The organism is Ferruginibacter sp. HRS2-29, assembly GCF_024343615.1.
GTDB lineage: Bacteria > Bacteroidota > Bacteroidia > Chitinophagales > Chitinophagaceae > Ferruginibacter.
In genome coordinates, this window is record NZ_RJUB01000159.1 from 57583 (window position 1) to 82835 (window position 25253).

28 protein-coding genes are annotated in these 25253 nt (G+C 43.6%); 16 read left to right on the plus strand and 12 right to left on the minus strand.

Translation table 11 applies throughout. The features are described 5' to 3' along the window. The first annotated feature begins 40 nt into the window (after positions 1–40). From EGI32_RS19540 to EGI32_RS19550, 3 genes are all read left to right on the plus strand, one after another. A complete protein-coding gene (locus EGI32_RS19540) occupies positions 41–1420 on the plus strand; it encodes an RNA methyltransferase (protein WP_255157349.1) in 1380 nt (459 codons plus the stop codon). 54 nt (positions 1421–1474) lie between these two features. Next, positions 1475–2422, plus strand: coding sequence for a LysM peptidoglycan-binding domain-containing protein (locus tag EGI32_RS19545; RefSeq protein WP_255157350.1), 948 nt, complete (start codon positions 1475–1477; stop codon positions 2420–2422). A 153-nt stretch (positions 2423–2575) separates the two neighbouring features. Next, the gene (locus EGI32_RS19550; RefSeq protein ID WP_255157351.1) at positions 2576–2944 is read left to right on the plus strand and encodes a hypothetical protein; all 369 of its coding nucleotides are present in this window, start codon (positions 2576–2578) and stop codon (positions 2942–2944) included. 2 nt (positions 2945–2946) lie between these two features. On the opposite strand, the gene fmt is transcribed toward EGI32_RS19550, so the two are convergent. Together fmt and EGI32_RS19560 are read right to left on the minus strand one after the other, a co-directional pair. Continuing rightward, positions 2947–3957, minus strand: coding sequence for a methionyl-tRNA formyltransferase (gene fmt / locus EGI32_RS19555; protein WP_255157352.1), 1011 nt, complete (start codon positions 3955–3957; stop codon positions 2947–2949). Positions 3958–4114: 157 nt separating this feature from the next. Then, positions 4115–5371 (minus strand): exo-beta-N-acetylmuramidase NamZ domain-containing protein, encoded by a 1257-nt coding sequence (locus EGI32_RS19560; protein WP_255157353.1) that lies wholly within the window; start codon positions 5369–5371, stop codon positions 4115–4117. A gap of 83 nt (positions 5372–5454) precedes the next feature. Here EGI32_RS19560 and EGI32_RS19565 point away from each other — a divergent pair, with 83 nt between their 5' ends. The 5 genes from EGI32_RS19565 to EGI32_RS19585 all read left to right on the plus strand — a co-directional run bounded on the left by EGI32_RS19565 (position 5455) and on the right by EGI32_RS19585 (position 9815). Beyond that, complete coding sequence (locus tag EGI32_RS19565) at positions 5455–5883, plus strand: peptidylprolyl isomerase (RefSeq protein WP_255157354.1); 429 nt, start codon at positions 5455–5457, stop codon at positions 5881–5883. Between the two features lie 207 nt (positions 5884–6090). Beyond that, complete coding sequence (pepT, locus tag EGI32_RS19570; RefSeq protein WP_255157355.1) at positions 6091–7341, plus strand: peptidase T; 1251 nt, start codon at positions 6091–6093, stop codon at positions 7339–7341. Between the two features lie 107 nt (positions 7342–7448). Then, positions 7449–8384 (plus strand): SPFH domain-containing protein, encoded by a 936-nt coding sequence (locus EGI32_RS19575; RefSeq protein WP_255157356.1) that lies wholly within the window; start codon positions 7449–7451, stop codon positions 8382–8384. A 251-nt stretch (positions 8385–8635) separates the two neighbouring features. Next, positions 8636–9322 (plus strand): MotA/TolQ/ExbB proton channel family protein, encoded by a 687-nt coding sequence (locus tag EGI32_RS19580; protein WP_255157357.1) that lies wholly within the window; start codon positions 8636–8638, stop codon positions 9320–9322. An 82-nt stretch (positions 9323–9404) separates the two neighbouring features. Beyond that, positions 9405–9815 (plus strand): biopolymer transporter ExbD, encoded by a 411-nt coding sequence (locus tag EGI32_RS19585; protein WP_255157358.1) that lies wholly within the window; start codon positions 9405–9407, stop codon positions 9813–9815. Here the strand turns inward: EGI32_RS19585 and prmC are convergent. Beyond that, the gene (prmC, locus tag EGI32_RS19590; protein WP_255157359.1) at positions 9799–10653 is read right to left on the minus strand and encodes a peptide chain release factor N(5)-glutamine methyltransferase; all 855 of its coding nucleotides are present in this window, start codon (positions 10651–10653) and stop codon (positions 9799–9801) included. The two genes, EGI32_RS19585 and prmC, sit on opposite strands and share 17 nt — an antisense overlap. 185 nt (positions 10654–10838) lie before the next feature. On the opposite strand from prmC, the gene ribD reads away from it, so the two are divergent. From ribD to EGI32_RS19625, 7 genes are all read left to right on the plus strand, one after another. Then, on the plus strand, positions 10839–11915 hold the full coding sequence (gene ribD / locus EGI32_RS19595) for a bifunctional diaminohydroxyphosphoribosylaminopyrimidine deaminase/5-amino-6-(5-phosphoribosylamino)uracil reductase RibD (protein ID WP_255157459.1): 1077 nt from the start codon (positions 10839–10841) through the stop codon (positions 11913–11915). 16 nt (positions 11916–11931) lie between these two features. Beyond that, the gene (locus EGI32_RS19600) at positions 11932–12531 is read left to right on the plus strand and encodes a YigZ family protein (RefSeq protein WP_255157360.1); all 600 of its coding nucleotides are present in this window, start codon (positions 11932–11934) and stop codon (positions 12529–12531) included. A gap of 78 nt (positions 12532–12609) precedes the next feature. Beyond that, positions 12610–13506: a type IX secretion system membrane protein PorP/SprF gene (locus tag EGI32_RS19605; RefSeq protein WP_255157361.1), complete on the plus strand. Its 897-nt coding sequence runs from the start codon at positions 12610–12612 to the stop codon at positions 13504–13506. 64 nt (positions 13507–13570) lie between these two features. Beyond that, a complete protein-coding gene (locus EGI32_RS19610) occupies positions 13571–13915 on the plus strand; it encodes a DUF962 domain-containing protein (protein WP_255157362.1) in 345 nt (114 codons plus the stop codon). 33 nt (positions 13916–13948) lie between these two features. Further along, positions 13949–16783, plus strand: coding sequence for a gliding motility-associated C-terminal domain-containing protein (locus tag EGI32_RS19615; RefSeq protein ID WP_255157363.1), 2835 nt, complete (start codon positions 13949–13951; stop codon positions 16781–16783). 613 nt (positions 16784–17396) lie between these two features. After that, on the plus strand, positions 17397–17726 hold the full coding sequence (locus EGI32_RS19620) for an MmcQ/YjbR family DNA-binding protein (RefSeq protein WP_255157364.1): 330 nt from the start codon (positions 17397–17399) through the stop codon (positions 17724–17726). Positions 17727–17851: 125 nt separating this feature from the next. Continuing rightward, the gene (locus EGI32_RS19625) at positions 17852–18457 is read left to right on the plus strand and encodes a DUF4230 domain-containing protein (protein ID WP_255157365.1); all 606 of its coding nucleotides are present in this window, start codon (positions 17852–17854) and stop codon (positions 18455–18457) included. A 355-nt stretch (positions 18458–18812) separates the two neighbouring features. Here EGI32_RS19625 and EGI32_RS19630 read toward each other — a convergent pair whose 3' ends face one another. The 8 genes from EGI32_RS19630 to EGI32_RS19660 form a co-directional block, all read right to left on the minus strand. After that, positions 18813–20582 (minus strand): hypothetical protein, encoded by a 1770-nt coding sequence (locus tag EGI32_RS19630; protein WP_255157366.1) that lies wholly within the window; start codon positions 20580–20582, stop codon positions 18813–18815. A gap of 49 nt (positions 20583–20631) precedes the next feature. Beyond that, positions 20632–21117 carry a hypothetical protein gene (locus tag EGI32_RS19635; protein WP_255157367.1) on the minus strand — a complete coding sequence of 162 codons (486 nt, stop codon included), beginning with the start codon at positions 21115–21117 and terminating at the stop codon, positions 20632–20634. A 436-nt stretch (positions 21118–21553) separates the two neighbouring features. Next, on the minus strand, positions 21554–21949 hold the full coding sequence (locus tag EGI32_RS19640) for a super-infection exclusion protein B (protein WP_255157368.1): 396 nt from the start codon (positions 21947–21949) through the stop codon (positions 21554–21556). A gap of 4 nt (positions 21950–21953) precedes the next feature. Then, complete coding sequence (locus EGI32_RS21445; RefSeq protein WP_369681690.1) at positions 21954–22163, minus strand: super-infection exclusion protein B; 210 nt, start codon at positions 22161–22163, stop codon at positions 21954–21956. Between the two features lie 240 nt (positions 22164–22403). Beyond that, a complete protein-coding gene (locus tag EGI32_RS19645; RefSeq protein WP_255157369.1) occupies positions 22404–22694 on the minus strand; it encodes a hypothetical protein in 291 nt (96 codons plus the stop codon). A gap of 36 nt (positions 22695–22730) precedes the next feature. After that, positions 22731–22970, minus strand: a complete 240-nt coding sequence (locus tag EGI32_RS19650) for a hypothetical protein (protein WP_255157370.1) — start codon at positions 22968–22970, stop codon at positions 22731–22733. Between the two features lie 99 nt (positions 22971–23069). Then, positions 23070–23258 (minus strand): hypothetical protein, encoded by a 189-nt coding sequence (locus EGI32_RS19655; RefSeq protein ID WP_255157371.1) that lies wholly within the window; start codon positions 23256–23258, stop codon positions 23070–23072. A 9-nt stretch (positions 23259–23267) separates the two neighbouring features. Further along, positions 23268–23516 (minus strand): hypothetical protein, encoded by a 249-nt coding sequence (locus EGI32_RS19660; RefSeq protein WP_255157372.1) that lies wholly within the window; start codon positions 23514–23516, stop codon positions 23268–23270. A 72-nt stretch (positions 23517–23588) separates the two neighbouring features. Between EGI32_RS19660 and EGI32_RS19665 the strand changes: the two genes are divergently transcribed. Next, positions 23589–23768: a hypothetical protein gene (locus EGI32_RS19665; RefSeq protein ID WP_255157373.1), complete on the plus strand. Its 180-nt coding sequence runs from the start codon at positions 23589–23591 to the stop codon at positions 23766–23768. A 39-nt stretch (positions 23769–23807) separates the two neighbouring features. Here the strand turns inward: EGI32_RS19665 and EGI32_RS19670 are convergent, their stop codons facing one another. Beyond that, positions 23808–25055 (minus strand): hypothetical protein, encoded by a 1248-nt coding sequence (locus tag EGI32_RS19670; protein WP_255157374.1) that lies wholly within the window; start codon positions 25053–25055, stop codon positions 23808–23810. Between the last annotated feature and the right edge of the window lie 198 nt (positions 25056–25253).

The window sequence follows — 25253 nt, forward strand, 5'->3', positions numbered from 1 at the left end:
ATTTGATAATTACTTTTGAACATTCATCAAATATAAATACTTGTCACAACAATTACCGTCGGCACTACTCAGTTCTTTACAAACGGCAAAAGGCTTTGATGAAGCGGCTTTTGTGCGCACACATGCATCGGGAGAGCAGATCGTATCCATCAGGCTCAATCCTGCAAAGTGTGAGCCTGCTCAATTGGAGTTAGCGGTGGGTGATAAAGTTCCCTGGAGCAGCAACGGATATTATCTTCCCGCTCGTCCTTCTTTTACGCTTGATCCCATGTTTCATGCAGGCGCATATTATGTGCAGGAAGCGAGCAGCATGTTTATAGAAGAAGCGGTAAGGCAATGCTGTGCAGTTTCGGAACCCTTGAAGGCATTGGATCTTTGCGCCGCCCCCGGCGGAAAATCTACCTTGCTGCAATCGGTGTTGTCAGCTGAAAGTTTGCTGGTAAGTAACGAAGTGATCAAGACAAGAGCAGCGATACTGGCAGAAAATATCACCAAGTGGGGGGCGCCAAATGTGGTGGTGACGAATAATGATCCGAAAGATTTTCAGCGGTTACCTGGTTTTTTTGATCTCATAGTGGTGGATGCGCCTTGCAGCGGAAGTGGTTTGTTTCGCAAAGACCCTTCGGCAATGGAAGAGTGGAGCCTGAATAATGTGGAACTCTGCAGCCAACGCCAGCAAAGGATATTGGCGGATGTATTGCCCTCGTTGAAAGATGGCGGTGTGCTCATCTATTCTACCTGTTCCTATTCTGAAAAGGAAGATGAAGAAATTGCAGACTGGTTGTTATCGGAAGAAGGATTACAAATGGAGAATATCCGGTTGCAGATAAAACCTGACTGGAATATTGTAGAGTCCTCATCCAAAAATAAAACGGCATACGGCTATCGTTTTTATCCTGATAAAGTAAAGGGCGAAGGTTTTTTTATCGCGGTGTTCCGCAAGCTGGGGGCGGCCGTTACACAAAAACAATCAGCCGGCAAATCAAAACCTTTATTGCCAACAAAACAGGAAGTGGCTGTTGTACAAAAATATGTATCGGATGATGAGATGTTTTCGCTGTTGAAATTGAAAGACGAAGTCATCGTATTTCCTTCCGTACAATTTGAAAACATGTTGCTGCTGCAATCTTTGTTATACCTTAAAAAAGCCGGGATAAAGGCGGGCACTGTGATACGCGATGAATTGGTACCCGATCACGAACTGGTGATGAGTACGATCATGTCGGGTACTATTCGGCGGGTGGAGGTGGATAAAGAAACTGTACTTGATTATCTGCGCCGGAAAGATGTGCATATTGAAGCGGAGAAAAAGGGCTGGGCCATCATCACTTATCACGGACTGAATATAGGATTGGCGAAGATCCTGCCCAACAGGGTCAATAATTATTACCCCCGTGAGTGGCGTATTATTAACAAGTAAATGGGCAGATAAACCAACTTATTTTTGCATATTTGCAGACATAACAATCATCAGATGAAAAAAATATTGATCCTGTTGTTTTTTGCGCCGTTGTTTTCACTGGCGCAGGGCAAATATATCACTCACACGGTTGCAGCAAAAGAGAGCCTGTCGAGTATCGGGCGTTTATATAATATCAATCCACGCGAACTGGCTAAATATAATAAGATAGATTATGAAAAAGGATTGGCATTGGGACAGGTGTTGAAAGTACCTGTAACAGCTAATACCAAAGTGAATGCTAAAGGCAATAATCCTGTGGCAGAAATAAAAACACCGGTGGCTGAAACGAAAGCTTCTGTAAAAAATCCCGTGGCATCTGCCAAAGGTTCTACACCGATCTATCATACTGTAGCGAAAAAAGAAACATTATACCACATCAGTACTTTATACAACAAAGTGCCGATCGCTAATATCAAAAAATGGAACAACCTCAGCGGCGATGGATTGAATGAAGGGGCGAGGCTGATCGTAGGGTACACGGATGGCCCCAACGAAACAAATACACCTGCGCCGGTAGTGAAAGTTCCTGAACCAACAAAGGTTCCGGATGTAGTAAAGACTGAGCCGGTGAAGGCTGTTGAAACCAATACCCCGGTTGTAAAAACTACAGAAACAAAACCGGTCGCCACATCTGTTACCGGGAAAGATTTTGAAGGAGGTTCTTTTAAAGCGATGTATACGAAAGCGCCGGGTAAATCGGAAGAGACCGGAACTGCGGGGATTTTCAAAAGCACCAGCGGTTGGGAAGACGGAAAATATTATTGCATGCACAATTCGGCTACGGCAGGCTCCATCGTGAAGATCACCAACCCGGCAACCAATAAATCAGTATATGCACGTGTGCTGGATATCATGCCTGATCTGAAACAAAACGACAACCTGACCATCCTGGTAAGCAATGCCGCTGCGGATGCGCTGGGCGCAGGTTCGGGAAATTTTCAGTGTACGGTAACCTACTAATGTGGATCATGCCTTTGGCATGTTCAGAATATTTTTCAGATGAACGCGCCGGCAGGCGCGTTCCTGTTTTTGTCTATTTAAAATGTCGTTCGTCGAGTAGAAGGTTTTTTATGTTCCTATCAATGGTAGGTTTGCGATGTAAAACATCGGATTATGAAAAACACGTTGATTCTTCTCTCTGTTGCCATGACTATTTTATGTTGTGTTTCTTCCTGTAAAAAAGATAAGGTTGAGCAAACTGTTGTGGGTTACTGGAAAGGTAAATATTTAGGAAACCCGAATACAGATTGGAGTTGGGTAATACGGGCCAATAATACGGTTCGGGTATATGTGGGACCGGATACTTCAGTAGCCAGCAAATACGAGGGTACCTACACCAATACAGATAGCACCATTTCCGTAGCATATTCTATTGGCGGGTCTTTAAATGTAGTATTGAACGGGGCTAAGATCAGTAATGCATTCAGACGGATCGATGGGCAGGATTTTGTAGGGTATAAATTTTTTCTTGATAAGCAATAATATTATTGAAAGCGGTACCCACGGAGAAAATCTTTCACCAGCATTTTTTTCTTGCCTTCGAGCTGTAATTCTTTGATGGAAATATATCCATCGTCGCAGGCAAAATGGAGAAATGTTTTTCCATCCGTGGCATGTTCGCCGGCTTTTATCGAAGGTTGTTGATCGATCTTTTCCGCAGAAAATATTTTCAGCTTTTTATTGTCCAGTTGTGTAAACGCCGTCGGGAATGGAGATAGTCCACGGATAAGATCGTACACTTCTTTGGTAGGTTTAGAAAAATCGATCAGGCATGTTTCGGTAAATATCTTTGGCGCATGCTTCAACGGTTGATGGTGAAAGGTGGAAGGTTGAGGAACTTCTTTCAACGAGTTTTCCGCTAATCCTTTGACAGTTCTTAATAAGACTTCTGCGCCTGTTTCTTTCATCCTGTCATGAACCATTCCGGCATTATCTTTCTCACCGATCGCAAAACTTTCCTGCAATAAAATATCCCCCGTGTCTATCTCGTGTTGTAATTTAAATGTTGTTACGCCGGTTTCTTTTTCCCCGTTGATCACTGCCCAGTTGATGGGAGCGGCGCCCCGGTATTGCGGTAGCAGCGAACCATGCAGGTTGATCGTTCCCATCGGCGGCATATTCCACACCAGTTCGGGCAGCATGCGGAATGCCACTACTATCTGCAGGTCGGCGTTGAGCGAGGTTAATTCTTTTAAAAAATCAGGGTTCTTTAATTTTTCCGGTTGTAAAATATTCAGCCCATGTTCGAGGGCATATTTTTTTACAGCGCTTTGTTGTAGCTCCATTCCGCGGCCGCCGGGTTTATCGGGAGCAGTGATCACACCAACAATATTGCAGCCATTTTCCACCAGCTTTTGTAAAGATGCTACGGCAAATTCCGGCGTTCCCATGAAGACGATGCGCAGTTCTTCCAGCTTTTTAATTTCCTTTTTTGTTGGAAAAAGAGGAGCTGTATTTGCAGGCAGGTTTATATCTTTTTTTCTTTGTTCGATCATATATAGTGGTGAAACCCCGGAGGTTTTTAAAACCTCCGAGGTTTTATTTTAACAATAAAGTTTATAAAAGTCTGCCTGTTTTAAACTTCTACAGTAATGCGATCTGGAATTAAATAAACGTAATTCGTGTAATTCGCATAATCCGTGTAATTAAAGACTATTTGAAATCATCGTACAGCAAATACTTTTTCCTGATCGCTTTAAAGGCCGTCAATCCAGGCTCCCAGGTCTTTTTTATTTCTGCTTCTGTTTTGCCGGCTTTTATCTGTTTTGAAAAATCATCGTTACCAGCGAGTTTGCTGATAAAATTATTTTTCAAAAAGAAACTGTCTTTTCCGGGAAATAATTTATAGGCTTCAATAAAATATTTCAACTGGATTTTACCATCGATCTTTTTCAGCACTTCTTCATTGGTGCCATGCAGGTTCCAGCCATAACAAACCTGGTAAAAACATTTACTGCTTTTCGCCCCAAGGTTAGGTTTTGGGGTGAATGAATACAGGTTCTTAGGCATCGCAGGGTGGCCAAAAACCTCAAAAGGCATATCGGTTCCTCTTCCTTCGCTGAAAACGGTTCCTTCAAAGAAACAGGTGGAAGGGTAAAGGTAGATCGCCTGCATCGATTTCAGATTAGGAGACGGCATCACCGGCAACACATATTTGGTATTGTGGTCGTAATTTTTGCATTTGATCACCTGGATATGAAAAGGCGTATCAGCAGTTGGCTGGGTGGTGATATTATATGCATTGATCGCATTGGCTTTTTCGGACAACCAGTTTTCGCCGGCGAGCATCAGTCCATATTCGCCGATGGTCATTCCATATACGATCGGCACAGGTTTCATACCGATGAAACTCTGGTATTTCATATCAAGGATGGGGCCGTCTACATAAAATCCATTGGGATTTGGCCGGTCGAGGATCAGCAATGGTTTGTGGTTTTCCAGCGCAGCTTCAATATAATATTCCAGTGAGCTGATGTAGGTATAAAATCTTGCGCCCACATCCTGGATGTCGAATATCAATACATCTACGCCTTTGAAATCGTCCGCAGTAGGCTTTTTATGATTGCCATAAAGAGCGATGATCGGGATGCCGGTCTTTTTATCAACACCATCATCTACATGTTCGCCCGCGTCGGCCACGCCGCGGAAGCCATGTTCGGGCCCGAATATCTTCACCACATTCACCCCTCTTTTTATCAGGGTGTCCACCAGGTGCGTATTTTTGACCATACTGGTCTGGTTGGCAAAAACAGCTACGGCTTTACCTTTCAGCAAAGGAAGGTATACTTCCATACGATCAGCGCCCGTGATCACGTCCTTATTGCCGTTGGCGGGCGTTACCGACTGGGCGCAGGACGTATTTCCCCATAACAGCATGGCTGCCATCAATATGTTTCCCAATGTTTTCATAAAACAAAGGTCTAGAAAGTTTTTTAATTCGGTCATATTAGCATTAATTTTTAATTTTACCGTTCGAAAAAAAATAAATCTATATGACACAAGTTAAAAATGGTGATACAGTAAAAGTGCATTACACCGGTAAATTGACCACTGGCGACCAATTTGATTCATCTGCAGGTCGTGAGCCACTGGAGTTTACAGTGGGCGCAGGACAAATGATCCCGGGGTTTGATGCTGCATTGCCAGGCATGATCGTTGGTGATAAAAAAACCGTTACCATCCCTGCGGCAGACGGATATGGCGAAGTGAACGAACAGGCGATCATCGAATTTCCAAAAGAAAACGTACCTGCAGATATGAAACTGGAGCCGGGCATGAGCCTTACCCTCAGCAACCAGGAAGGACAACCTTTTCCTGTAGTGGTGAAAGAGATAAAGGATGACATGATCATTCTGGATGCCAATCATTTTCTGGCAGGAAAAGATCTGGTGTTTGACATCGAGCTGGTGGAAATAGCTTAATGACAACGGACCACAGACGACCGACCACGGAAGATCGGCAATAACGATAAACTAAGGGCAGTACATAAAGAATGGCTGCCCTTATTGTTTGCCCGGATCGATAGCCCGTGGTCTGTCGTCTATCGTCGTTGGTCCGTGGTCTGTCGTCTTTGGTCTGTTGTAGCCCGATTGCTCATTACTTACTAAGTTTGCATAAACTATTAACCGATGATTGAAATAAACAAGGATCAGCTTGCCGAACGCTTCATGAAATACGTGCAGGTAGACACACAGAGCGATCCCAACGGGACATCATTTCCTACAACAGAAAAACAAAAAGACCTCAGTAAGATATTGCTGAAAGAACTGAAGGAACTGGGGCTACAGGCAGAAACGGATGAATTCGGGTATGTATATTCTTCCATTCCTTCCAACAGTTCTAAAAATAATATTCCCCCGATCTGTTTTTGTTCGCACGTGGATACGGCACCGGATTGCAGCGGTACCAATGTGAAGCCCATCCTTCATAAGAATTACGATGGCAATGATATCGTTTTGCCGGATGACAACACGCAGGTATTGTCGGCAAAAGTTTCACCTTATCTGAAAAATCATATCGGCGCCGATATCATCACCGCGAGCGGCCATACATTGCTGGGCGCCGATGATAAATCAGGCATTGCTATCATCATGCAGCTGGCGGATTACATGGTGAAAAACCCTGCGGTCATTCATGGGGAGATCAGGATCGTATTTACACCTGATGAAGAAGTGGGAAAAGGAACGGCAAAGATCGATATGAAAAAAGCGGGTGCCGTGTATGGTTATACATTGGATGGTGGAGAAGCAGGCAGCCTGGAGGATGAGACTTTCAGCGCCGATGGCGCAACGATCACCGTGCATGGCGTGATCGCCCATCCGGGTTATGCAAAAGATACATTGGTGAATGCGATGAAGATTGCCGGAGAAATCCTGGATGCTTTGCCAAAAAATGAATGGAGCCCTGAAACGACGGATGGTATGCAGGGATTTGTGCATCCTGTTTCGCTGAATGGCATTGCTGAAAAAACTACCATCGGTTTTATTGTCCGTGATTTCCGCACAGAAAAACTGGCGGAGCACCATGATCGCCTGAAGAAAATTGCGGAAGCGATCGTGGCAAAACATAAAGGTGCATCGATGGAATATACCCCGTCAGAACAATACCGCAACATGAAGGATATCCTGGTGCAGCACCCGCAGGTGGCGGAATACGCGGCTGAAGCCATTACCCGGGCCGGATTGAAAGTGAAGCAGGAAAGTATCCGCGGCGGTACAGATGGCAGCAGGCTGAGTTATATGGGCATGCCTTGTCCGAATATTTTTACCGGTATGCAGAATATCCACAGCAAGCTGGAATGGATAGGCGTGAACGATATGGCGAAAGCGGTGGAAACGCTGGTGCATCTGTCGCAGATATGGGAGGAGAAAACAAATTAATAATTACAAATTACGAATTACGAATTGTCAGCCAAAGGTGCATTCGTAATTCGTAATTGTCAATTCGTAATTAATTATATCTTATCTTCAATCAAAATTAACTTGCTATGGAATTTCTAAAAGATTATTGGTGGCTCCTCTTGATAGCTACGGCTTTTTTAGGGTGTTTCGTTACCATCAACCAGGGGTTTATCGGTGTGGTGACCATGTTCGGTAAATACCAGCGTATCATGCGCCCGGGATTGAATTTTAAGATACCTTTCCTGGAACAGATATTCAAAAGAGTAAGTATCCAGAACCGTTCGGTTGAATTGGAATTCCAGGCCGTAACGATCGACCAGGCAAACGTTTATTTCAAATCGATGCTGTTGTATTCTGTACAGAATGCAGACCATGAAACGATCCAAAAAGTAGCGTTCAAATTTATCAGTGATAAGGATCTCATGCAGGCGCTCGTGCGTACCATTGAAGGTAATATCCGTGCATTTGTTGCTACCCGCAAGCAATCGGAAATATTGGGACTGAGAAGGGATATCGTGGAATTTGTAAAAGAACATGTGGATCTTTCTCTGGAAGAGTGGGGATACCATCTGCAGGATCTTCAGATCAACGATATCACGTTCGACCAGGCAATCATAGACAGTATGAGCAAAGTGGTAGCGAGTAACAACCTCAAAGCTGCTGCAGAAAATGAAGGCCAGGCATTGTTGATCACCAAGACAAAAGCCGCGGAAGCGGAAGGTAATTCCATCAAGATAGCTGCTGAAGCGGAAAGGCAGGCTGCCCAGTTACGTGGACAAGGTGTGGCGTTGTTTCGTGAAGAAGTAGCTAAAGGTATGAGCCAGGCTGCGGCCGAAATGAAACAGGCCAACCTCGATACCAATGTGATCCTGTTCAGTATGTGGACGGAAGCCATCAAAAACTTTGCTGAATATGGTAAGGGCAATGTCATCTTCCTCGATGGAAGCAGTGAAGGAATGGAAAAGACCATGCGCCAGATCATGGCGATGCAGGAAATGGGGGATAAGAAAAAGCTTCTGTAATTGTTCAACTTTATTATAAATGCCGTGACTTAAATGTTGCGGCATTTTTTGTAAAGACCCCCGGAGGTTTTTAAAACCTCCGGGGTCTGCCATTCGTGTAATCCTTGTAATTAGCCAAATTCGTGTTATCAAGATTAACAATTCCTTGTGCAGCATTCTTACAATGTTTCGTTTTATTGCAATGCAATTGATATTTTTGAGATAATATAGCGTTCTTTACAAATAATCAAACCAGTCATAATCCATCCGATATGTTCGATATTTTTCTCCAGGTAGATAGTACAGCAGCAGCTGCGGCAGCGGCGGCAGAAGTAACAAAGAGTGAATCTGTTTTCAGCATGCTCACCAAGGGTGGGCCGATCATGATTCCGCTTGGGTTGCTTTTTGTGGCTGCGGTATACGTATTTTTCGAACGGTTGCTGGTGATCAAAAAAGCCGGGCAGGTGGATGATAATTTCATGAGCATCATCCGGGATCATATCACCAATGGAAATTTATCCGCGGCAAGAAGCCTTTCTAAAAATACCAACAACCCGGTAGCACGTATGATCGATAAAGGGATACAGCGTATCGGCAAACCGATCGAGGCCATCGAAAAAAGTATGGATAATGTGGGCAAGCTGGAAATGTACAAGATGGAAAAAAATCTCATCATTCTTTCCGTGATCGCCCGCATTGCCCCATTGTTCGGGTTTGTGGGAACAATTGTGGGGCTGGTGATATTACTGAAAGATTTCGCTACCATCAGCAGCCCGTCCATCAGCCAGATCGCAGATGCTATGTATATAAAATTGATCACATCGGCAAGCGGGCTTATCATCGGTATGCTGGCATTTCTCGGGCATAGTTATCTTGATACGCAGATCAACCGTACAGCCAACAGGATGGAAGCGGCCAGCAGCGAATTCATAGATATATTGCAGGAACCAACACGCTGACGCGAATTAAGAATTACGAATTAAAAATTAAGAATGATGGGCTTCACTTTTAACTCATCACTCATAACTTATAACTTTCAAGATGAGCTTACGCAAAAACAGGTTAAGGGGCGAACATTCAGAAGCAGTGGATACTGGTCCGCTGAATGATATCCTGTTCATATTACTGATGTTCTTTTTGATGATCTCCACACTTTCCAATCCCAATGTTTTTAAAGTGAGCGTGCCGAAAGCGAAGAGCGATACCAAGCAAAAACAGAGTGTAGTGGTAAGCGTAGATAAGAACAGGAACCTCTATATCGGCTCAAGGAAGATCATTACCGATTCATTGGAATCCGAATTGCGCAAATACATCAGCGAAGGCGACAGCATCAAACCGGCCGTGGTGATCAATGCCGATTCTGTGGCGCAATGGGGCGAAGTGATCCGTGTGATGAAAGCTGCCCGCAAGCTCGGCGCCAGCACTTCTGCTACGGTTAGTGGTACCGACTAGCGATCACCATCCTTTCTTTTCCTGGAATATCTTTTTTTATTTGTGCGGTAAAATTATTGTCTTCCAGCACCGCCGCAACTTCTTTTGCATAGGCTTCGTGTGTTTCCAGGAATATTTTTCCATTACCTTTTAAATGATAGTTGGCGAAAGCCGCGATCTTTTTGTAAAATAATAACGGATCATCATCCGGAACAAATAAAGCCAGATGTGGTTCGTATGCGGTTACATTCGTATGCATCCGTTTACTTTCGTTTGAAGGAATGTATGGAGGGTTGCTGATGATGGCATCGTACCATCCGAAATTATTCCAGGAATCTTCTTTCAGGATGTCCGCCAGTAAAAAATTAACCGGGGAATTTATCAGCCTGCTGTTCTCCCTTGCTATGTTCAAGGCATCCTCACTGATATCGATCGCCGTAATATTGGCTGCAGGTAACTTCTTTTTAACGCTTACCGGAATACATCCACTGCCAGTGCCGATATCCAGTACTTCAGGAGATGAGCGGGTGGTTAAAAACCCAATAGCTTCCTGTACCAGCTCTTCCGTTTCGGGACGGGGGATCAGCACCGAAGCATCTACTTTAAATTTTGCCCCATAAAACCATGCTTCCCCGGTTACATATTGTACCGGCTCATTTTTCAGGAGCCGCTCAAGTGCAGCGGATATCTTTTCTGATTCAGCTGAAGTGAGTTCTTTATCTGCAGCCAGTGTGATATCATGTCTTCCTGTCCCGGTTGCCCATTCAAAGACAAGGTTCCTGATGACAATAGCTTCGTCCTTATCATAAACTGATTGTAAGGCGGATATAAAATTGGTATGTGCGGTTTTTAGTGTCATATCGGTTTGGTAGTGTTCTCTTGGGTAGTCAACTCCCGGTAGTCAACCCACGGTAGTCAACTCCCGGTAGTCAACCCGCGGTAGTCTACTCCCGGTAGTCAACCCGCGGTAGTCAACCCGCGGTAGTCAACCCAAAAGAATATGCACAAACTTACTTTATTTTTTACTTGCGTACTTTTGCATCCGTGGATAACGATCAGTTATATATGACCCGCTGTTTTGAACTTGCCCGCCTGGGCGCCGGCAGCGTTGCGCCCAATCCTATGGTTGGCGCCGTGCTGGTGCACAATGGCAGGATCATCGGCGAAGGCTATCATCGCGAATATGGCCAGGTGCATGCGGAAGTGAATTGTATCAACAGCGTTGCTGAAGCAGACAAACAGTTTATCCCGGCTTCTGTTATATATGTATCGCTGGAACCGTGTGCGCATTTTGGCATTACACCGCCCTGCTGCGACCTGATCATCCGCAACCAGATACCCAAAGTAGTCATCGGCTGCCGCGATAATTTTGAAAAAGTAAATGGCGAGGGCATCCGAAGGATGAGAGAAGCTGGCATCAACGTGATAGTTGGCGTGCTGGAAAACGAAGCGCTGGAACTGAACAAACGATTTTTTACTTTTCATGAAAAAAAACGGCCTTACATCATTTTGAAATGGGCGCAAACCAACGATCATATAATTGCCCGTAGCGATCTTTCGCCCGTAAAGATCAGCAATCCCCAAACGGATATCCTGGCGCACAAATGGCGCAGCGAAGAATCGGCTATCCTGGTAGGGTTCAATACGGCGGTCCATGACGACCCTTCGCTCACCACCAGATTGTACAAGGGAAAAAATCCTGTAAGGATAGTGATAGATGAGCAACTTCAGTTGCCTGTTACTTTGCGACTTTTTGACGGCACTGCACCACTCATAGTGATCAACAGGATAAAGGAAAAAAACGATGGTGCTGCCAGTTACGCGATGATGGAAGACGATGAGGCCATCCCGCAGGCCATCTGCCGCATCCTTTACCAACGGCGCCTCAATTCCCTGATCGTGGAAGGAGGTGCAAAAACAGTACAAACATTCATCGATGCCGGTTTGTGGGATGAGGCAAGGATCATCACCAACGGGTTGATGGAAATGGGGGAAGGATTGCCTGCACCGGAATTGGGTAGTCAACCCGCGGTAGCCAACCCCCTCCTCATAAACAGCCAACATATCTCTTCCGATTATATCCGCATTTACAGGAATAGGAGCCTATCTTCGCGAAAGTGACCAAGCAAACATGATAATGGAGTTTTACAATACGATCGAACAATCTGCCAACGCGGAATTTAAGGAACGCGGCAGCCGTTTTATCGGGTATGCATACCCGGTAGTTTCAGCGGATGAATTCAAAAAACATTTGCAGCAGTTGAAAAAAGAACATGCCAAAGCGGTGCATCATTGTTTTGCCTACCGTATTGGTATCGACGGCAATACTTTCAGGAGCAGCGACGATGGCGAACCTTCCGGAACAGCGGGCAAACCCATACTCGGGCAGATCGATAGCAAAGGGGTGACAGATACTGCCATTATAGTAGTAAGGTATTTCGGTGGTACATTGCTGGGGGTGCCGGGATTGATCAATGCTTATAAAACAACAGCAGCGCTGGTGTTGCAGGTGGTGCCCACAGTACAGAAGCCGGTGTTGAAACATTACCGCCTTCATTTCGACTACACCAGGATGAATGAAGTGATGATGATCCTGAAACAATATCAGTGTGTGATCTTCCGCCAGGAAAGCCAGCTTTTCTGCGAAATGGAAGTGGGAATACCCTTAAGCCGACTTGAAGAAGTGAAATATAAAATAGATGCGCTGCTCAACGTAGAAATATTGAATATAGTATAGATGTTAATATTTTTTTAACATTTATCAAAGTTTTTTAACAATTCTTTAGTAAGTTTATGCTCACTTATCAGAATCGTTATGAGAAAACTTACACTCCTCCTTGTTACATTTCTTGGTTTTTATGGTGCTGAATCGCAGCAATTGCACTTTACCAGTCAATATCTGCAGCACAATGCCATGTACAATCCCGCAGCAGCAGGTATCGCTAACAAAAACATGGTTGGTATTTCTTATCGGAGCCAATGGTCATCTTTTCCCGGCAATCCGAAAACTTTCATGATCTACAGTGATTTTGCATTGGAAAAACTAAATGCAGGGGTCGGGGCTTACGCTTACCGCGATGAAACCGGCCCTACCAGCCGCACCGGTATACAGCTGGCATATTCTTATCATATCAAATCCCGAAACGAAAAGAATAAATTCGGCCTCGGGCTCGAATTGAGGGGGTTGCAATATGCCATCGACAAAAGCAAATTGAATGCTTCACTTGGCAATGATCCTTTGCTGGCAGGTTCTTCCAACAAATTAGGGATCGATGCAGGCGCCGGTGCTTATTTTACCAATGGAAAATTAAGCGTGGGTGCCGCAGTAAGCCAGCTGATACAATCCAAACTGGAACTGTCGAATATCCCCAATGCCAAAGAAAGTGGCAAACTATACCGTCATTATAATTTCACCGCCAATTACAAATGGCAGACAGGCGATGATATTTACCTGATCCCCAATGCGATGGTGAGGTTGATAGAACATGCACCCAGCGAATATGAATTTGGAATGCTGGCCAATTACCAGGACAAACTATGGTGGGGCCTTGGTTGGAGAATCGACCAGTTCTGGACACTACAGGCCGGCTTCCGTATCCTTGATAAGGTTGCACTTACTTACAGTTACGATTATTACAATACACCGATCAATGTGTTTACAGCAGGTTCGGGTGCCCATGAGATCGGGATGAGGTTCGATTTTAAAAAATAGTCCGGCTATATAGCCAGGTATTTTGAGCAGTTGTTTTTACAGTCACGTTATCACAACAAGCAACATGGGTACTGAAAAAAAGTATAAGACATTCCGGAGCTTTTATCCCTATTACCTTACCGAGCATGCCGATAGCAGCAACCGCCGGTTGCACTTCATCGGAACAGCTTTGCTGATAGGGTGCCTGATCACCGGGATCGTTACGGGAAAATGGTGGTGGTTTGCTGCCATACCGGTAGTGGGATATGGGTTTGCATGGGTCGGTCATTTTTTTATAGAAAAAAACAAACCGGCAACATTCACTTATCCTTTGTACAGCCTTGCTTCAGATTTTGTGATGTTCTGGCATACGCTCACCGGCCAGGTAGGCCGGCGCCTGGAAGACGCGAAAAAAACAGTTACCCAATAAAATAGCACAATACTAATTCTTAAACAACAAAATATGCATTCAGGAATTACCAAAAAAAGCTCCTTAACGTTCACTTTGAAAGCGGGTGGCAAGCAGTTACTGTTGATGTTTATTACCTTGCTTACCGGTTTCGCCGCTCTTGCGCAGCCGGCCAATGATAACCCGTGCAGCGCTGCAGTGCTTCCTGTATCCACCGCGTGTGTGAATACAGCTTCTACCAATGTAAATGCAACGGGTACCACCGGGGTTCCTGATCCCGATTGTGCGGATTACAACGGCGCCGATGTATGGTTCTCTTTTGTAGTACCAGCCGGAGGCTCTGTAACTATCAACACTACTGCCGGTACACTTACCGATGCAGGTATGGAAGCTTATAGCGGCACCTGCAATGCTCTCGTTCCTATTGAATGTGATGACGATGACGGCCCGGGGCTGATGCCCAAGTTGGTGCTCACCGGCCTTACACCGGGCAATACCATCTGGGTGCGCCTTTGGGCATACGGCGGCGATGATGAAGGTACGTTCAGCATTTGTGTTACATTGCCCCCTCCACCACCTACGAATATTTCGCCTTGTACTGCAACAGAAGTGATCCCCGGCAATACCTGCAGCTATACTACGTATACCAATCTCAATGCCCCGGGTTTTCCTGGCGCCCCTGCCCCGGGTTGTGCCGGTTATTCAGGCGGCGATGTATGGTTTAAAGTAACGGTTCCATGTGGCGGAAGATTGATCTTCGATACACAGGAAGGCGACCTTACCGATGGTGGTATGGCCATTTACAGTGGTACCTGCGGTGCACTTACATTGATCGAATGCAGCGATGATGACAGCCCGAACGGCGGTTTCCTGATGCCTTATATCACAGCCAGTAACCTCACCGCCGGAAGCACTATCTGGATAAGGGTTTGGGAATATAATAATGACAATAACGGAACCTTCGGATTGTGCGTATCCATTCCGCCGCCGCCAGGCCCGGCAGGAACCTGCTCTACCGCATTGCCTTTCTGTACCAGCAACGTTTATACATTCCCGAATACAACCAATCAGCCTTCCATAGGCAGCAACGGCATATATGGTTGTCTGGATGAAACACCCAACCCGGTGTGGTATTACATGCAGGTGCAATCACCTGGAGATATCACCATAGGCATCAGCCAGGTGGATCTCAATGGAAACCTGATCGATGTCGATTTTGCACTGTGGGGGCCTTTCCCAACATTAAATGCCTCCTGCGGAGGATTGTCAGCTGCTAATAACATCAGTTGCAGCTTCTCTCCCGATGCCGAAGAAACCGCACAGATCAACAACGCACAAATAGGAGAGTTCTATGTCATGCTATTGACGAACTACGAAAATGAACCCGGGTTCATCACCTTCCAGCAGACAGGTGGAACGGGTACCAGCAACTGCGATATCATCTGTACACTTACCGCTGCCAACAGCGGCCCGGTATGCGGTGGCGGAACGATCAACCTGACCGCATCTACCGTTGCGAACGCGACTTACCTGTGGACGGGGCCAAACTGCTGGAGTTCCACTGCGCAAAACCCGACCAACGTTCCGGTACCAACAGCTCCGGGCACGTATGTCTACACTGTTACAGCAACCACTCCTTCAGGTACATCCTGCTCTGCTACCACTACGGTAACGGTAACCGCTTCCCCTGCATTGGGTGCTGATAAATCGGTAACTGCCTGTGCCGGTACTACAGTAAATCTTACTACGCAGTTCACCACTACCAATCTTACCACCGCGTGGACATTAAACGGAGTTGCGATAGCAAATCCTGCAGCAGTAAATGTTTCCGGCATCTATCAATTGATCGGTACAAACGCAGGCGGCTGTAAGGATACCGCTTTGGTAACTGTTGTGATCGATACAGTAAATTTTGTGGTAGCATCTGTAAACGCTAATTGCAGCGGCAACGGAACCATCACAGTATCTGCTCCAGGCGGCATCGGTCCGTTCACTTATAATATCAATACCAATCCTGGTGTGTTCCAGGCTGGTACTACCTTCAGCGCACCGCAGGGAAGTTATACCATCATTACAAAAGATGCGCAGGGTTGTACTACATCCAAACCGGTTACGGTGGCATTTACCAACGACCTGAGTATTGCTGCTCCGCAGGATGTGGTGATCTGTAATGGCCAGTCGGTAACGCTTACCAGTACGAGCACCAGCAGCAGTGCTACTTACAGCTGGTCACCTTCGGCAGGATTAAGCAGCGCGACCGTATTGAGCCCTGTGGCCAATCCAACGCGTACAACGCTGTACACCCTTACCGCTACACTTGGTAGCTGTACCCGCACCGATGATGTATTGGTAACTGTAAATGCCGGTATCAATGTAAATGCCGGGCCAGACCTGGTGCTTGTTTCCGGGGATAAGGGACAGCTGCAGGCCAGCGTGGATGGCCCGGTCAGTACCATACTCTGGTCGCCAACTACAGGTTTGAGCGCATCCAATATTCTCGCTCCTGAAATAGGGCCTTTGACCACAGCAGGTACATTCCCGTATACCATTACCGTCCGCAATGCGCTGGGCTGTACTTCCTCCGACCAGGCTTTGGTAACGGTAGTGCCATATTGTATCAAGGTGAAGAATGCCTTCACGCCTAACGGCGATGGCAACAACGACCTCTGGCAGATCTACGACGATTATGGTTGCCTGAAAAACGTGACCGTGCACATCTTCAACCGTTATGGTAACAAGGTATACGAATCACGCGATTACCGCAACAACTGGGATGGCCGTTACAAGGGCAAATCATTGCCGGATGCTACATATTATGCGGTGATCGATTTCACGCTGATCAATGGTAAATTAGTGACCATTAAATCGGATGTGACGATACTGCGATAATATTTATCGAATATTTTTATAAAACGCCTTCCTTCGGGGAGGCGTTTTTGTTTGTATCCAAACGCTTTAATTCCTTCACATGAGGTTGTGTTGTTTATCATGGCCTTCGTGAAGTGTGAAGGTTTCAACACTCCACGCCCGTTGGGGCGAGCGTTTGTCCCCACAGTACTGTGGGGACTGCACCTGGCAGTTTTGATTTTGATACCGCTTCGCGATCAAAATCAAATTTTGCCTGCGGCAAAAGCCTGCCAGCTGAGGCCGCTCTGCAAACATTGATAGCTTGTGCGTAGGGAAATACGTCTACAATGTCTTCCTGTTATCGTTATTTTCATTTTTAGTTAGTCCTTCCGCCGTACTTCCCTTTTTAAAACTATCAATGTTTGCAGAGCCGCCTTATCCGGTGGGGTTTCGCCGAAGGCGAAATTTGTACCGGATGCGCAGCATTATCCGGGACAAAACCAGCGGATACAGCGGTGGCGCAAACAATCGCCCCAACGGGCGTGGAGTATTAAAAACTTTTAAGAGCGAGGACTAATGAATAAAAAAAATAACTTCAAATTGCTTTATTCTTAAGTAAGGAACGAGACAATTATTTATCAGTTAATTTTAAGGTATGAATATTGAGTCACTAAGAGAATACGCCCTGCAAAAAGAAGAAGTAACCGAAGGCTTCCCCTTCGGCGAAACCACGCTGGTATTTAAAGTGAAAGGAAAAGTGTTCCTGCTCACTTCGCTGGATGCCTCACCGCTGCGGTTCAACCTCAAGTGCGACCCCGACAAAGCGATCGAGCTCCGCGAAGAATACCCGGAGAATATTTTGCCCGGCTTTCATATGAACAAAAAACACTGGAACACCGTCATCGCCGATGGTTCCATCAAAGACAGGCTGATAAAAGAAATGGTAGACGAAAGCTATCGATTGGTCAATAAGAAGAAAAAATAATCATCTCGTCTGTCAGCCTGGATAATCATCTCGTCTGTCAGCCTGAATAATCTAAGTCTGTCAGCCTGAGCTGAGTTTACCCTGAGGAAGCGAAGGGTCGAAGGCTATTTTAGAAAAAAGAAAATATGAGAAATAACCTGGTCATCATAGTATTAATCCTGCTGGTAGCATTCGCCTTTTATTTCCTCGGAAAAAAGAACGGCAGCAACATCACCAAAACCGATGTAGTGCACAACGTGGAAATGATCAAAGAGATAGCCGAACTGAGCGCCCTCGATGTGTACGGTACCACCCAGCTCACCATGACCAACCGCGGCGACAACCCCGGCATGTGGAGCAAATTTAAAAACTACTTCGCCGAAAGCACCCTCCGCCTGGCCATCCCCTACGAAGCCAAATACGGCGTAGACATGACCAACCAAAAAGTGGAGATCAATACCAAAGCCGGCACCGCCATCATCTACCTGCCCGAATGTAAACTACTAAGCCTCCAACTCAAACTCGACAAAGTAGATGCCATCACCAAAACCGGTGTGCTCAATACCATTACCGTAGACGAATACATTAAAGCCCAAAAGCAGCTATACGAAGAAGCCAATAAAACCCTGGTGAACAATCCCAACGCCATCAAACTGGCAAAAGATCATATACGGGTGATATTGGAGAAGTATTATAAGCCGATGGGGTTGAAGGTGGAGTTGGTGTTTTGGGGGAAAGCTACGCTACAATGATGTACCCTGACGCGTTGGCTTCGGGGCTGCGCCGCGTTGCGGGCAGGAGAACGGAACGCGGTTTTTTATGATGGTGATGATTTTACCATGGATAAAAGATGCTACGTTTCTGATGGCAATTGATTTGGTTTAAAAATTACTGCTGACGTTGAGGCATTGGCGTTGTGACAGAAATAGAATTCCTTCTGCCTAGCTAACTGAAGCTAAATTTGTAAATAAAAGTTGATGATTTGCACATCGCCAAATTAATAACTTCCTGCTGGATATGAAGCCAAAGTGAAAAAAAACTTGAAACACTGCTTCGGTCCGCCCATTTTGGCAAACCCCATGTTGTGTGTTAGAGCTTATTTGAAGGCTAAACAAACATGGTTGTTTGTCCACTCACTGCCGGTCTTAATTGGTCAATGAAAGAATTCCAATTGTCAATTGAAGCATTCAAAGAATACTGCGTATTAAGTTTTTCAATTTCGTATTGTAGTTTGTCAAGCGATAATTGGTTACTCAATTTGCTAAGGTCAATACGCATAAGTACATCCTTTGTAAATGTTCTTTTTGCGTCTGGAAATGTTACTGATTGAAGGAGTTCTTTTGTCTGTTGAGAGTTTAATAAAATTAGTGTATAAACGGCATAGTCAAGTTTGTCAAAGCCAAGCATATAGCAAGTGTCGTCAAGCATCAACGGTTTCTTTTTATCCGGCAAGACTAAAGTAAAGTGATATGTTTTGTATAAACCTGAAATAACTACTTTGAAAGGTTTGAAGGAATAGTCACCAATACCAAATATTGAAAAAGAAGGCTTGCCTTTGTAGATGCTTGATTTTCTTGCGTCGAAAGAACTTTGGTGATTAAGCAGATACTGATATGTTTTTGGATAAGCACTTCTAATATATGAAGTCTCTTGACCAACTTTTCTCTGCGTAACAATTGTGTATTTTCTTGACTTTTTTACAATACTATTTTTCAAGTCTGAACTTTTAAGAATACCATAGACCAAGTCGCTTTCTAGTTCGGTTTCTTCATTTAGCGAATTCAAGTAATGGCCATTCACTTTGTCAAATTCCATAATAGTAGAACAATCATGTTTCAATCCTTGCCGCCACTCAAAAGGGCAGTCTCCGTCAATATCCTTTGAATGTACATAAGTCTTGATATTGGAAACAAATTTTTCTTCGACCCATCCAAAACTTAAAAGAGGTTTTGAATTTTTATAGAAATCAAACTCATTGCATTTAAAAGACGGGGATGCATTAAGTTGACCTAAAAATAATGCTGCATCTACAGATACGTTGAACTCTTTTTTACTATCTATACAATGCTTTTCTATGTTACCAATTTTATACTTATTCTTCTTTTGGTCGAAGATGATATTTTTGATAACTGAGTTTTTAACAAGTAATGCAATATTCCCATTTTGATTCTGAAAGGTTTCAAGCATTATCATGGTTATATATTCAGCTATATCAAAATTGCCTTTGCCTGTAATAGAGTCTAAACCATTATGCTTCTTAAAGTTTGATTTGGCAGGAAGATTAGAAGAGTTTAAACCTCCAAGCATTGAATTTGTAACCCAGGGAGGATTACCAATTACTAAAATATTTTGTCCTGAAACTTCGGAAGCTATTGCTTTAAAGTCGAAATCAAAAACATTGTAATGGCTAATAAGGATAATTGGTTTATTGGTGCTTGGATTTTCTATATAAAAATCTAGAATTGAAAATTTTGTTTCCCAAACGTATGGTCTGTAAATTTCTATTCCATAAACTTTTTTAAGAGTCTTAAATGTTTTAAGAGCAGCAACTATAAAATTTCCCTTACCACATGTTGGTTCAATCACTACATCTGGTTCATTACCCTTTTTTGATAAGTATTTCGCAACAGTAATTGCTAAATGAGAATTAGTCTGAAAATCTCCATATTCGGTTCTATCAGGCTCCTTCAAAATGTTGGATGTTGACAATAGTTTCTCTTTCAATTCTTCAAGATCAGTTGCAGTTTCAAAAAAAGAAGCAATTCCTGAAACTGAATGAAATAAAATGTTGGCATCTGACAAAGAAAGATTAGCTGTCAGTTTTTGCTCAATAAATTTTCGAGAAATGGGGGATATATATGCTTCAAAAATCTTCATGATTGTTGTGGTTGTAAAAATAACGATTTTCGAGATGTCTACTATCTTTTTAGAAATCCTTTATCATTTCTTTTATGATTTCTACTTTTTTGGCTTCTTTAGCCATATAAATTTCATATGCGTTCTTCATCCCTGCAAAAAATCCTTTCAAATCCTGTTTCATATCTACTTCTAATGGTCTGCACATTTGGATGACTCCCCAGCCTTGAGCTTCAATAGTAAGACAATTCCAACTTATATTTTGAATGGCTATTAAGCCAGAATCTTTGACCATTTTAAGTCCGTCTTCATTTATATTGTAATCCACGAAGATGAAATACAGTTCATTACCTTCTTCTTGTAACCACTTGATAAGTTTCATCGCAGAAATAATATTGGGCGAATAGTTTTTCTTTGCCAAATTGTTACTTTTTACATTGACGGGTTGGTGAATATTATTATTAAGTAAAAAGTCGCCAATTGCTTTTTTAGTCCCTTCTGCAACTGCCCCATGCTTGTGGGCTATTTCTATCTCAATTTGTTTATAAATGTCCATTGTAATTTATTGGTGTGTTAAGGTGTAAAATGTGAGGTCATGTTTTAACATCAGAATGCTCAATAGCATGACGCATAACGGGCAGGGGGTGCTGCAGGGCCGGAATTCATAGCTCGTCCAGCCCAGCTGTTGATTAAAGATATAAAAGTACAGGGTAATAAACAAAAGTCCGGCGATGTTTGTCCAGCCCAGATGAAGCACAACAGCGATAAAATGACCAATTGCTCCAATGTCCAGCCGGCCTTGCAGCAAACCCCATGTTGTTGGAGGTTTTAGTCCACCAGTTGTGTCATGGCTGATTGTTTAATTCTTCTAACATATTTGCCCACTTTTATAGGCCTATCCACTCGTCTAGTAAGTAATACCATTTGTATTTCACTTTACACTATCCACACTTATTGCCAAAGTGTAAAAGATGCAATGTTAGTGGCAGGCTCTACCATCTTGAATTGAACAAGTCTTCTATTCTACTTTTTTCTTTTGCCCAATTAGGTCTCAGTGATATTATTCGATGTTTGTCTTCTTCCGTTGGATTTTGTGGTAAATCAATTTGGTCAAGAGTCAGATTGTCTAAAGCTATTTCTGTCATTGAATAAGGAAAATAAACTCCATGTAGATAAGTAAACCCTGTACTCGGCGCTTGATAAATGATGTGTTTATTTATAAGTCCGACAACTGTTTCATTGTCTAATGGCATTTGCAAGGTTTGCTTATTGTTTATATAGAATTCCCGTAGCAATGCTTTTTCGTGGACGTCTAAATATTTGATATCCTTTAGAATAGAGTTTCGGATTCTCTTTGTCAGCCTTTTTCTTGAAATAAGTCTGCCCAAATAATTAATAAGGGTTTACTAATAGAAAAGCAGAGCTTACCAAAAATGCAATCCCTATATATTTACCGTAGTCTTTTAGAAAGTCTGCCAAATTGAGCTTTGTCAAGAACTTTTGCGGCACAAACAGAATTAGTCCAGAACTTAACCATATTACAAAAAGTAATTTTGTTGGGATCTTCTTTATGTCAAATAATTTCTCTAAAAATTTCTCCATTATCCTTTGTTTGTGCTAGTGGTTGTCGAATAAGCTTGCCACCAACTCATAAATATACGAACCTCGCTCAAGCTTCGCAAATACAACTATATCTTATTGAATAAATTAATCCCCCGTGAAGAACATAAGGTTACGGCACCTCAATACTACCAATTCCCTTTCAAAATTGCAAATCTAAAAACCGTAAAATAAAAATGCCCCTCACTGGGGCATTCAACTATTTCTGCAATCAATAAGTTCTTATTTATTCGCAAGCATCCTCTCCAGCAACGCATTTTTCTCCCTCTCCACCTTCAACACTTCCTCATACAATTTCTCATTCTTCTCCACCAACTCAATCAACTTATCCAATGGATTGAAAGTACAATTGTAGTTATGATTTCCTCCATTCACAGCAGTAGCGCCAGGATTTGATCCTTCGTAGTTATTTTGAATATTGATTATTGCGGTTTCCTCATCAAAATTCTTTATCGCTTCCACCGGTACCTTCAACTCCTTCGCCACTTCCTGCAGCAGCAGCTCTTCCACCACTTCCTTGGCTTCCAGCAGCGATACTTTTTTCTGGTTTCACGTCCCTTCGGCAGGCTCAGGGCAGGCTTCATTGAGCGAGAGGGCAAGGGTTTCCTGCTTGATGCCGAGCATTTCGCGGAAGCGTTTGATATTGCGGCCGTGGTGGATGGTTTTTCCACGAGTAGTAATTGTAATGGTTATGGATACAAGTGTACTTGAAAGAGCGGGATATTTAAAGGGAGAAAATTCCCTAAAATCAAGGAGGTTTTTCCCTGACTTTAAATTGGATATACTCATAGAAAGACTGCAGGCCTGCAGGCCAGGTGGTAGACAAAAAAAGTGAGGGCAATAAAAAAGGCCTGATTTATATCAGGCCTTACAAATTATTTTGTGAAATTATTTTTTTGCTGCGAGCCTGAATGAATTATTCAAATCATTCATAAATCTTTCAGCTTCTTTCGAATTTCTGATAACCTTTGACAAACTACTGGGAGCAGCTTTTGGTTCAGCCGGTTGCATAGTTTTGTCTGCAACACTCGCCAGGTATTTTATTTCATTTATCCGTTCTTGCATTTTATTTGGCATATTGTAAAGTTATTTTTCTTTAATATAAGGGTTACGCTTTCCGGCTCCTTTGCTGTTCAACATAATGTAGTCTGAATATTGCTCAAAGGAGAGTTCATACGCCTCCAACGCTTCCTGCAGTGTAAGTACTTTTTTAATAACCATGTTTACTGCAGTTTCACATCTGCTCACAAGATCAGCTTCCCGGTCGAAGACTGCTTCTTCCAGCGTAACAAAATCGCCTTTGGCAATGGATTTCTTTAATTTAGTTGCAAACATACTACTCAAATTTACGTAATTAAATTACGCATTTATAATTTGATTTGCGTTAATATTTTCTAACTTAGTATCATGACAAAAGAATTAAAACGGCAGCTTGATTTCCTTACGCGAAAAGCAACAATTATTCCGTCTCCATCCGAAAAGAAAGGTGCATCAAGGCGTGCCGTTCGTTCTTCTTTGCACCAAATCATCAATACCAAAGAGAAGGCAGATAGGTTTATGAAATTATTGGCAAGTATTCATCAATAAAATTATCCGGCAAGTTTTTTCTTCTATCTTTTTCACCATTCACAACCCCTCCTGCAACTCCTCCAACACCTTCTTCACCTTATCAATCAACCTCCGCCTTACCCCCTGATCGTACATATTCTTCTTGGCCTGCAGGCTTTTTGGGTCCAGCTCTTTCCCCGATTGCGATTTTGCCCACTCTTTCAGTTTCACTGCCCCGGCCCAGAAGCTGTCTTTCACCAGCCCGGTATTTACCGCAGCATCCAGCAGCATCGACCATTCGTGTACGGTTAGGGTAGTGTTCATACTGGTGGGCAGCCCATCCATGCCGGTTTGCGACAACGGAGGAGCTGCAACAGCTGCAGTTTGCAGAGGCGGCTGCACCGGGGTATATAAATGCTTTTTTTCGGCAAGCGGTATTTCCAGTTCTATCCAGCGGATGATCCTGTTCATCGACTGTTGCCATTCTTCGGATTGATATTTTGTATCATCGGCCAGTAGCTGCTTGAGTGTGGTCAGCCGGCGATGGTAATAAATTATCTGGGCGGCGGTAGTATCCAGCCTTTCAGCTTCGAGCGCCAGGCTTTCGATATAATATAGATCCAGCCATTCGGAATAAATATCTTTTCCAATCTCAGGCAAAATAGAAGTGATACCTTCTTTTGTTCTGTGCAGCAACTCATACGCCGGAACCGCTTTGCTGATGAAGAGTTCCATCATCTTAAGTTTTTCATAAGACAACTCATCCCCGGGGTTTATGAAAATATAAAAATTGCTAAGCAATTTAAGCTTCAACATCAGCGCCATCGGTTCTTCATTCATAATACTTACAAAGGCATCATAATCCGGCCTCAGTTTTATCTTCAGTTCTTCCCTGTGAAAGTGGGGTATATTATACTGCATGTTTTTGAACCGGGCAAAATCTGTCAGCAACCTGTCAAGAAAAGCACTCAGCTTTTCTGTAATGCCTTTATAAAAATCAATTAGCGGCGTCGGCAGGTTTTCGTATTCTGCTGAATGCGTTATGGCATATAGTTCATTAAGCGCAGCAATAGTATCCCGCTGTAGCCGCGGAATAAATTCTAAGAGCATTGCTTTATCAGCATACACAACAGGCCCCTTGTAACACTCATCGATCGGCGGCGATGTGATCTGCTTTTTCAACTCATCCAATTGATTGTCGAGAAGGGTTTGTATCTCCTGTGCGTTAGTAGTTACATATTTTTCGGGGTCATCGGTTTTGGATATTTCCGAAGGGGAAAGTGATGTACGGAGCATTTGTACAATGCTGTCTAATTGATAGTCCATGAGGTAATTATTTGCGGATTTAAGGGTTTGGGCTACTGAAAACAGACGGGCCGCAACTGTTTTGGTGATCAATTTATTCCAAAATCATGAAAATACTGCCACCTCAAAACTTTTTTTCAAAATTTATTTCCGCACTGGTATTGAGTTTAAGGCTTGTTGTAACAACAATTACAACAAAAAAGGGCCAAAATCCACCGT